Origin of the sequence: Janthinobacterium leeuwenhoeki, from assembly GCF_051380795.1 — a bacterium.
GTDB lineage: Bacteria > Pseudomonadota > Gammaproteobacteria > Burkholderiales > Burkholderiaceae_D > Janthinobacterium.
In genome coordinates this window covers 138,402-147,460 of the sequence record NZ_JBNYXT010000010.1, presented here as the reverse complement: position 1 = coordinate 147,460, position 9,059 = coordinate 138,402, and the positions used below count along the sequence as shown (strand labels likewise).

The following is a 9,059-nucleotide window of genomic DNA, read 5'->3' as shown; positions in this document are numbered from 1 at the left end:
CGGCTTCCTCCAGATCCGCAGTCGCCCGCGGCACCCTTGCCGTTCAGCTAACTCTTCCCCTTGTCGGGCGAGTAGAGGACTTGCACCTCCCAGTGAGTGCGCCCTGCCGGGCGCACCAATGAAAAACGCCGGACGATTCGTCCGGCGTTGCTTGAAAATCAGACAGCGGCTTTGGCTGGCCTGCCGCCGAAGCGCGCGATGGCTTCGCCGACGATGCCGCGCCGGAACATCAGCACGCAAATGACGAAGATCACGCCGGTCACCATGCCCACCGATTCGCCCAGGGTGCCAAACCACTCGATGCCCGTATGCGTGGCCAGATAGGTACCGACATCGCCCAGTTTGTTTTCCAGCGCGATGATCAACACGGCGCCGATGATGGGGCCGGACAGCGTGCCCATGCCGCCCACCAAGGTCATCAGCACGACCAGGCCCGACATGCCCCAGTACACATCGGTCAACGTCTCAAAGCCCAGCACCAGGGTCTTGGTGGCGCCGGCCAGTGCGGCCAGCGAAGCGGACAGCACGATGGCCATCAGCTTGTACTTGTTGACGTCGTAACCGAGCGAGATGGCGCGCGGTTCGTTTTCCTTGATGGCCTTGAGCACTTGCCCGAACGGCGAGTGGATGGTGCGCACGATCAGGGCGAAGCCGGCGACAAAAATGGCCAGCACGACGTAGTACAAGACGGTGTCATTGCCCAGGTCTATCGTGCCCAGCAGGGTTCCACGTGGAACACCCTGCAAGCCATCCTCGCCCCCCGTAAAGGGCAGGCGCAAGGCCAGGAAGTACACCATCTGCGCCAGCGCCAGGGTGATCATCGTAAAGTAGATGCCCTGGCGGCGGATCGCCAGGCCGCCGATCATCAGGCCCAGCAAGGCGCCCGTGGCGACACCGGCCAGCAAACCGAGTTCCGTTGGCCAGCCCCAGGTGCGCAGCGCGTAGCCGGTGACATAACCGGCGCCACCGAAGAAGGCCGCATGGCCAAACGACAGCAAACCGGTGTAGCCGATCAGCAAGTTGAAGGCGCAGGCAAACAGGGCAAAGCACAGCAACTTCATCAGGAAGACGGGATAGCCGTAAAACGGGGCCGCCAACGCCAGCAGCAAGGCAATGGCGTAGCCTACATTCTTATTCATCGTGGTAGCTCCAATACATGACTGATGAGGATTACTTTTCTTTGCCGAACAGGCCGGCGGGACGCAGCAGCAGCACGATGACCATCACCACGAACACCACGGTGGCCGAGCCTTCCGGGTAGAACACGCGGGTCAGGCCCTCGATCACGCCCAGGCCCAGGCCCGTCAGGATGGAGCCCATGATGGAACCCATGCCGCCAATCACCACCACGGCAAACACGACGATGATCAGGTTAGAGCCCATCAGCGGCGAAACCTGGATGATAGGCGCCGCCAGCACGCCGGCGAAACCGGCCAGCGCCACGCCGAAGCCGAACGTCAAGGTGACCATCAGCGGCACGTTGATGCCGAACGCTTCCACCAGTTTCGGGTTTTCCGTACCGGCCCGCAGGTAGGCGCCCAGCTTGGTTTTTTCGATGACGAACCAGGTGGCCAGGCAGACGGTGAGCGAGGCGATCACCACCCAGGCGCGGTAGTTCGGCAAGATCATGAAACCCAGATCCGTCGCGCCAGCCAGCGCTTCAGGCACGGCATACGGCTGGCCCGAGACGCCATAGAAGGAGCGAAACACGCCTTCCATGATCAGGGTGATGCCAAAGGTCAGCAGCAAGCCATACAGGTGGTCGAGTTTATATAGCCAGCGCAGCATGGTCTTTTCGATCAGGATGCCGACCAGGCCGACAAGGATCGGGGCGATGACCAGCATGGCCCAGTAATTGATGTCGAAATAACTGAGGCCCATCCAGGCCAGGAAGGCGCCCATCATGTACATGGCGCCGTGCGAGAAATTAATAACGTTAAGCAAGCCGAAGATGACGGCCAGACCGAGGGACAACATGGCATAGAACGAGCCGTTGACGAGACCCAGCAGCAGCTGGCTCATCATCGCTTGTATTGGAACGCCGAAAATTTCCATGGCATCACAGTATAAAAAGCACCGCCGGATGACGGTGTGGTATCAAGGGAAACACGCCGCCGCAAACGGGTGTGGCAGCGCAAGGCGAACCCTGCTGGCGAAGCGTGCAGGACAGAGCGCCCGCGCAGCGGCGGGCACCCCCTGGCGGTGGCTACCGCCTTACTTCCACAGCGAACACTTCGATTCAGCCTTGGTCACATATGCTTGCGTACCGGGCACGGTGGCAACCACCTTGTAGTAATCCCATGGGTATTTCGACTCGGATGGCTTTTTGACTTCCATCAAATACATATCGTGCACCATGCGGCCATCGGGACGCACTTCGCCATTCTGCGTGAACATGTCGTTGATCTTGGTCTTTTTCAGATAAGCCATGACTTTCTCGGTGTCATCCGTCCCCAGCGCCTTGACGGCTTTCAGGTAGGTCGCCGCAGCCGAATAGTCGGCTGCCTGCAGCATCGACGGCTCTTTCTTCATCTTGGCGAAATAGCGTTTCGACCAGGCCCGCGTGTCCGCATTCAAGTCCCAGTACCAGCCATCCGTCAGGTACATGCCCTGCGTCAGGTTCAGGCCCAGCGAATGAATGTCATTGATGAAGATCAGCAAGCCGGCCAGTTTCATCGATTTCGTCAGACCAAACTCATTGGCCGCCTTGATGCTGTTGATGGCATCGCCGCCCGCATTGGCCAGACCCAGGATTTGCGGCTTGGACGATTGCGCCTGCAGCAGGAAGGAAGAGAAATCCGAAGCGCCCAGCGGATGCTTGACGCTGCCCAGCACCTTGCCGCCAGCCGCCTTGACGACCTCGGCCGTGTCTTTTTCCAGCGAGTGGCCAAACGCGTAATCGGCCGTCATGAAGTACCAGTTCTTGCCGCCCTGCTTGACGATGGTGCCGCCCGTACCGCGCGCCAGCGCCACCGTGTCATAGGCGTAATGCACGGTGTAAGGCGTGCATTCTTCATTCGTCAGGCGCGAGGAGCCGGCGCCGATGGCAATAAAAACTTTCTTCTTTTCCGCCGCGACCTTGGCCATGGCCAGGCTGGCGCCGGAATTGGTGCCGCCGATCAGCATGTCGACGCCCTGCTGGTCGAACCATTCACGCGCCTTCGAAGCGGCGATGTCGGCCTTGTTTTGATGGTCGGCGGAAATGAATTCCACCTTCTTGCCTGCAAGAACAACGCCGGCATCGGCGATCGCCATCTTGATGGCTTCCGCGCCACCGAGACCGTCGACGTCGGAATACACGCCCGACATGTCGGAAATAAAACCGATCTTGATGGTGTCGCCCGATACCTGGGCGTGCGCGGCGGCGGAATAGCCCAGGGCGCAAAGGGTGGCGGTGGCAATGGCGATAGCGTTACGTTTCATAGTGTCTCCGTTGGGATTATTGTTTGCTATTCAGTCAGTTGCTGACGATGACGCGTACCAGATATACGCGTACGACATGGGACTACACGCCAAGCAACTCGGTCAGTACCGGCATCTTGGCCTCCAGTTCGGATGCAGCAAAAGTCTCGACGATCTGACCGTGCTCCATCACATAAAACCGATCCGCCAGCGGCGCGGCAAACCGGAAATTCTGTTCCACCATGACGATGGTGTAACCCTTTGCTTTCAGGGTAGTGATCATGCGCGCCAGCCCTTGCACGATGACGGGCGCCAGGCCCTCGGATATTTCATCGAGCAGCAGCAGGCACGCGCCCGTGCGCAGGATGCGCGCCACGGCCAGCATCTGCTGTTCCCCGCCCGACAATCGCGTGCCCTGGCTGTGGCGGCGTTCCTGCAAGTTCGGGAACATGGCATAGATTTCGTCCACCGACATGCCCTTCTCGCCGCTGGCCAGGGTGGGCGGCAGCAGCAGGTTTTCCTCCGTCGACAGCGATGAAAAAATGCCGCGCTCTTCGGGACAATAACCGATGCCCAGGTGGGCGATTTTGTGCGTGGCCAAACCTATCGCTTCGACGCCATTGACTTTGATGGAGCCCGTGCGCGCGCCCGTCAAGCCCATGATGGCGCGCAAGGTGGTGGTGCGGCCGGCGCCGTTGCGGCCCAGCAAAGTCACCACTTCGCCCTGCTCCACTTTCAGGTTCACGTCGTGCAGGATGTGCGATTCGCCATACCAGGTGTGCAACTGTGCAATTTCCAGCGCGGGTGCGCCGCCATTTACTTGTGTCGCCATCAATGCGCCCCTTCCAGTTCGGCGTGGGTGGTGCCCATGTACGCTTCCATCACTTGCGGATTGCGCGACACTTCCGCGTAACTGCCTTCGGCCAGCATGGCGCCGCGCTGCAGGACGGAAATCTTGTCGCAGATGCCGGAGACCACGCTCATATTGTGTTCCACCATCAAAATCGTGCGGCCGGCTGACACTTTTTTAATCAATTCCGTGACGCGGTGCACGTCTTCGTGGCCCATGCCCTGCGTGGGTTCGTCGAGCAGCATCATTTCCGGCTCCATCGCCAGGGTGGTGGCAATTTCCAGCGCCCGCTTGCGCCCGTACGGCATGTCGACCGTGATGGTGTCGGCAAATTCCGTCAGGTCGACCTCGGCCAGCAAGGCCATGGCGCGGTCGTTGAGCTGGTTCAAGGAACGTTCGCTTTGCCAGAAGTGGAACGACGTGCCGAGCTGGCGCTGCAAGCCGATGCGTACATTTTGCAGCACAGACAAATGCGGAAAGACGGCGGAAATCTGGAAGGAACGGATCACGCCCATGCGGGCGATCTGGGCCGGTTTGGCGGCAGTGATATCTTTCCCATTGAACAGGATCTGTCCGGAAGTGGGGACCAGGAATTTGGTGAGCAAGTTAAAACACGTGGTCTTGCCGGCGCCATTCGGACCGATCAAGGCGTGGATATGGCCCCGCTCTACCTTCAGGTTCACGTCGCTCACAGCGGTGAAACCCTTGAATTCCTTGGTCAAATTTCTTGTTTCCAAGATTACGTTTGACATCGTGTCTCCTAGTTGTACTTTTTGTACTACTTAGTCATTTTTATAATACACAACTTAAATTTAACGCACAATACAGTATAACTACGGGGATTTTGCGCCAGCCCGAATGGCGCAAACTCGCGCCTTTACGCAACTATTTCCAGCTATTTCCAGGCCGCGTGTATCATTTGCGCCGCTTTTTCCGCGATCATCACCGTCGGCGAGTTCGTGTTACCAGAAGTAATGTACGGCATGATCGATGCATCGACGACGCGTAACCCAGCCACGCCAAGCACGCGCAACTGGCTGTCGACCACGCTCGATGCCTCGCTGGCCAGGCCCATGCGGCAAGTGCCCACGGGGTGGAAGATGGTGGTGCCGATCTGGCTGGCCGCCAGCGCCAGTTCTTCCTGGCTCTGGAATTGCACGCCAGGCTTGTATTCTTCCGGCGCGAATTTTTTCAGGGCTGGTGCGGCGGCGATGGTCCGCGTCAGCCGCAAGGCGTCGACCGCCACGGCGCGGTCCTGCTCGGTACTCAGGTAATTGGGCACAATCTTCGGCGCCGCATAGCTGTCGGCCGAGGCGATGTGCACATGGCCGCGCGAGGTGGGGCGCAAATTGCAGACGCTGGCCGTAAATGCGGGAAACGCATGCAGCGGCTCGCCGAATTTGTCCAGCGACAGCGGCTGCACATGGTATTGCAGGTTCGGCGTGGCTTGCTGCGGGTCGGACTTGGCGAACGCGCCCAGCTGCGACGGCGCCATCGACATGGGCCCGCTCTGAAACAGCGCATATTGCAAGCCGATCTGCATCTTGCCCAGCATATTGCCCGCCATGACATTCAGGGTTTTCACGCCTTGCACTTTAAAGACCATGCGCAGCTGCAAATGATCCTGCAAATTGCCGCCCACGCCGGCAGCATCGAGCACGAGCGCGATGCCATGCTGCTGCAGCAAGGCTGCCGGGCCGATGCCCGACAGTTGCAGCAATTGGGGAGAACCGATGGCGCCCGCCGTCAGCAAAGTTTCCCGCCGGGCCGTCGCCTGCCACTGCGTGCCGCCGCCTGTAAACACGATGCCCGTGCAACGCGGTCCCGACTCCGACGTCTCAAGCAACAGACGTTCCACGTGGCAGCCCGTCATGATAGTCAGGTTCGGGCGGCGCGATGCCGGTTTCAAGAACGCTTTCGAGGTATTCCAGCGGATGCCGCGGCGCTGGTTGACGTCGAAATACGCGCTGCCACTATTGTCGCCGCCATTGAAATCGCTGGTTTTCGGAATGCCCACTTGCTGTGCCGCATCGCGGAACGCGTTCAGGATATCCCATGACAAGCGCTGTTTTTCCACGCGCCATTCGCCACCGACGCCATGGTTTTCCGACGCGCCGGCGTAGTAATCCTCGCTTTGTTTAAAGAGCGGCAAGACCTTGTCCCAGCGCCAGGAAGCGTCGTCCGTCAGGTCGGCCCAGTGGTCGTAATCGCCGGCCTGGCCGCGCATATAGATCATGCCGTTGATGGAGGAGCTGCCGCCCAGGACTTTTCCGCGCGGATAGATCAGGCTGCGTCCGCCCAGTCCCGCATCCGCCTGAGTGGAATACAGCCAGTCCGTGCGGGGATTGCCGATGCAATGCAGATAGCCGACGGGGATGTGGATCCACACGTAATCGTCCTTGCCGCCCGCTTCCACGAGTAAAACGTTGGCATCCTTGTCGCGCGTGAGCCGGTTGGCCAGCACGCAACCTGCCGTGCCGCCGCCCACGATGATGTAATCGTATTCGCCTGCCGATTCCAATGAAGCTCCTTTCGGTATGCCATCAAGCTGTCGCGCGGCGTGTCTCCCCACCGCGTCCCGTTACCAGAGTCTGTCTTTTTTCATGCATGCATGGCTGTTGAGCCGCCTTGAGATTACCACCAGTGCCGGGCCAGGGCGACATTAATCGTGGCTAGCAATACGGGCAAGCGTCACGGCAAGGCAAAAACAGCGCAAAACAGGGGTCGCCAAGCTGTGGATAAGCGTATGGATATCCACAGGGACGATATGTGCGTAAACGAAAAATTTTTCCGGCCGCGTTTTTTTGTCCAGAAACCGTCCCAGGCAGATACACCCCTTACTCAGCGCTTATCCGCACGCCAAGCGATTGTTTACAAGGATAAATCGGGACTTATCCACAGAAGATACCACCGTTAACTACTATTACTATTCTTGTATACGATCTTGTTAAGGTAAACCCGACAACGCGCGCTTTGCCTGCCCTTCGCCGTCAACAACGTCGGCAAGCCTCTCATCAAAAAACGGCAAGCCGCTTTTGCTGACAAAAAAAAATCCAGCCAACAACTGCGCGAAGAAAACCGGCGCGGCCGGCATCACGCCAACAGCACTGCCAAACCGTTTTGCAAAATGGAAACGTCAACAGGCCTGACCAGGCACTGGGCCAGCAAGCACTTCGATGACAAAAAAGGGGAAATTTACAACGATTGTGGATAAGTCACTTGATATCCACAGGATGACTTGTGAGTAAACACGAAGTTATGCGCAGGCCCGCATTTTATACAATTTTGCTCCTCGCGTGATACAGCGATTATGCACGCTTTATTTTGCGCGTAAACGCTTGATCCTGTTGAAAAAAAGCGACTTATCCACAGAAAAAAACGCGTTTACTATTACTACTATTTTTATATATGGCTTTATTGTAAACCGATAAAAAAAGCGGAAGTCCGGGGATATTTCCAAAAAGCAGGCAAAAACATCCAAAAAAAGAAGCCAACGCGACATCCAGATCCACTGCCAAACCGTCTTCCAGGAATCACGGAAATACCAGCGTCCGCAAAAAAACACCGCTTGTGATCGCTCAACGTTGATTGGCCAACAAGAACCATGCAGACGAAACACGTCAAACATGCCACTACAGCAAGAAAAATCGTGATTTTTGCTTGCCACTGTGGATAAGTGCCTGCATATCCACAGGATGAGATGTGGGAAAAGTCGATCTTTGTCCACAACCCAATTTTTATCCCAAACAAGTCCTCCGTAGATACAATGCTTGTACGCCTACTTTTTTGAGCGCTAAGTCGATGATTTTTCGACGGTATACCGACTTATCCACAAAAAAATGGCCGTTTACTATCACTACTATTTTTATGTATACATCTTTATTTAAAACACAGAGACAAACGCACACGGTGGAAAAGTCGCAGAAACGGCTGTGTTCACCGTGTAAACCGTTTTGCAATCCCCAAAACCTGTAAAAACAGCATGAAGTCACACAAAAAAATGCGTTTAGGCATCATCAGTGCCTTGCACGAAGAACAGCAGGGGCTGGTGGAAGCCATGCAAGGCCCCCAGAGGCGTTCACACGGCATGCGCGACTACACCCTGGGCACCCTGTGGAATATCGACGCTGTGTGCGTCCTGTCGCGTCTGGGCAAGGTTGCCGCTGCCATGACAGCTTCTATCCTTGTGGAAAAGTACGGAGTTACCCACATCGTCTTCACCGGCGTGGCCGGCAGTGGGGATAAACACGTGAAAGTCGGCGATATCGTGGTGGCCGAAGCGTTACTGCAGCACGATATGGACGCGCGTCCCCTGTTTCCCCGCTTCGAAGTACCGCTGACGGGACTGCAGCGCTTTGCTACGGACCTGGAACTGAGCACGCAACTGGCTGGCGCCGCGGAAGATTTCCTGCGTGATGATGTTTCCAGCGTACTCAAGGCGGCGGATATCGCGCAATTCAGTCTGCAACACGCACAGGTCCACCGCGGCCTGATCGCCAGCGGAGACCAGTTCATCAGCAGTGCCGCGCATATAAATCAGCTGAAAGACGATATCCCCGACCTGCTGGCCGTCGAAATGGAAGGCGCAGCCGTGGCGCAAGTGTGTTTTGAACTGGGCGTGCCGTTTACCGTCATGCGCACCATTTCGGATAACGCCAACGAAGAGGCCGCCGTCGACTTCATGCGTTTCGTGCAAACCGTCGCCTCGCCATACGCGTTCACGGTCATTCAGCAATTGTGCCAGCGCCTGGCCGGCTAATTGTAATCAAGCGTGCATAAAAAAGGGCAGAACCACTGGTTCTGCCCT

The 9,059-nt window shown here is 57.4% G+C and carries 8 protein-coding genes; 1 reads left to right on the top strand and 7 read right to left on the bottom strand.

Annotated features, from left to right (window positions below; genetic code table 11):
* Window positions 1–158: 158 nt before the first annotated feature.
* The 7 genes from ACQ4WS_RS11335 to ACQ4WS_RS11305 form a co-directional block, all read right to left on the bottom strand.
* A complete protein-coding gene (locus ACQ4WS_RS11335; RefSeq protein WP_436476257.1) occupies window positions 159–1,139 on the bottom strand; it encodes a branched-chain amino acid ABC transporter permease in 981 nt (326 codons plus the stop codon).
* A gap of 31 nt (window positions 1,140–1,170) precedes the next feature.
* Entirely contained in the window at window positions 1,171–2,055 is an 885-nt protein-coding gene (locus ACQ4WS_RS11330) for a branched-chain amino acid ABC transporter permease (protein WP_436476255.1), read from the bottom strand.
* A 159-nt stretch (window positions 2,056–2,214) separates the two neighbouring features.
* Entirely contained in the window at window positions 2,215–3,423 is a 1,209-nt protein-coding gene (locus tag ACQ4WS_RS11325) for an ABC transporter substrate-binding protein (RefSeq protein ID WP_436476253.1), read from the bottom strand.
* 82 nt (window positions 3,424–3,505) lie between these two features.
* Window positions 3,506–4,234, bottom strand: coding sequence for an ABC transporter ATP-binding protein (locus ACQ4WS_RS11320; RefSeq protein ID WP_436476251.1), 729 nt, complete (start codon window positions 4,232–4,234; stop codon window positions 3,506–3,508).
* The gene (locus tag ACQ4WS_RS11315; protein ID WP_436476249.1) at window positions 4,234–5,004 is read right to left on the bottom strand and encodes an ABC transporter ATP-binding protein; all 771 of its coding nucleotides are present in this window, start codon (window positions 5,002–5,004) and stop codon (window positions 4,234–4,236) included. Before ACQ4WS_RS11315 ends, ACQ4WS_RS11320 begins: the two co-directional genes overlap by 1 nt.
* 143 nt (window positions 5,005–5,147) lie before the next feature.
* Entirely contained in the window at window positions 5,148–6,773 is a 1,626-nt protein-coding gene (locus ACQ4WS_RS11310) for a GMC family oxidoreductase (protein WP_436476247.1), read from the bottom strand.
* 426 nt (window positions 6,774–7,199) lie between these two features.
* Window positions 7,200–7,349 carry a hypothetical protein gene (locus tag ACQ4WS_RS11305; protein ID WP_436476245.1) on the bottom strand — a complete coding sequence of 50 codons (150 nt, stop codon included), beginning with the start codon at window positions 7,347–7,349 and terminating at the stop codon, window positions 7,200–7,202.
* A 903-nt stretch (window positions 7,350–8,252) separates the two neighbouring features.
* Between ACQ4WS_RS11305 and ACQ4WS_RS11300 the strand changes: the two genes are divergently transcribed.
* Complete coding sequence (locus ACQ4WS_RS11300; protein WP_436476269.1) at window positions 8,253–9,011, top strand: 5'-methylthioadenosine/adenosylhomocysteine nucleosidase; 759 nt, start codon at window positions 8,253–8,255, stop codon at window positions 9,009–9,011.
* Window positions 9,012–9,059 lie beyond the last annotated feature (48 nt).

Coding starts and splice junctions, on each gene's coding strand:
- ACQ4WS_RS11335 (WP_436476257.1), bottom strand. CDS start 1,139: ATGAATAAGAATGTAGGCTACGCCATTGCCTTGCTGCTGGCGTTGGCG.
- ACQ4WS_RS11330 (WP_436476255.1), bottom strand. CDS start 2,055: ATGGAAATTTTCGGCGTTCCAATACAAGCGATGATGAGCCAGCTGCTG.
- ACQ4WS_RS11325 (WP_436476253.1), bottom strand. CDS start 3,423: ATGAAACGTAACGCTATCGCCATTGCCACCGCCACCCTTTGCGCCCTG.
- ACQ4WS_RS11320 (WP_436476251.1), bottom strand. CDS start 4,234: ATGGCGACACAAGTAAATGGCGGCGCACCCGCGCTGGAAATTGCACAG.
- ACQ4WS_RS11315 (WP_436476249.1), bottom strand. CDS start 5,004: ATGTCAAACGTAATCTTGGAAACAAGAAATTTGACCAAGGAATTCAAG.
- ACQ4WS_RS11300 (WP_436476269.1), top strand. CDS start 8,253: ATGCGTTTAGGCATCATCAGTGCCTTGCACGAAGAACAGCAGGGGCTG.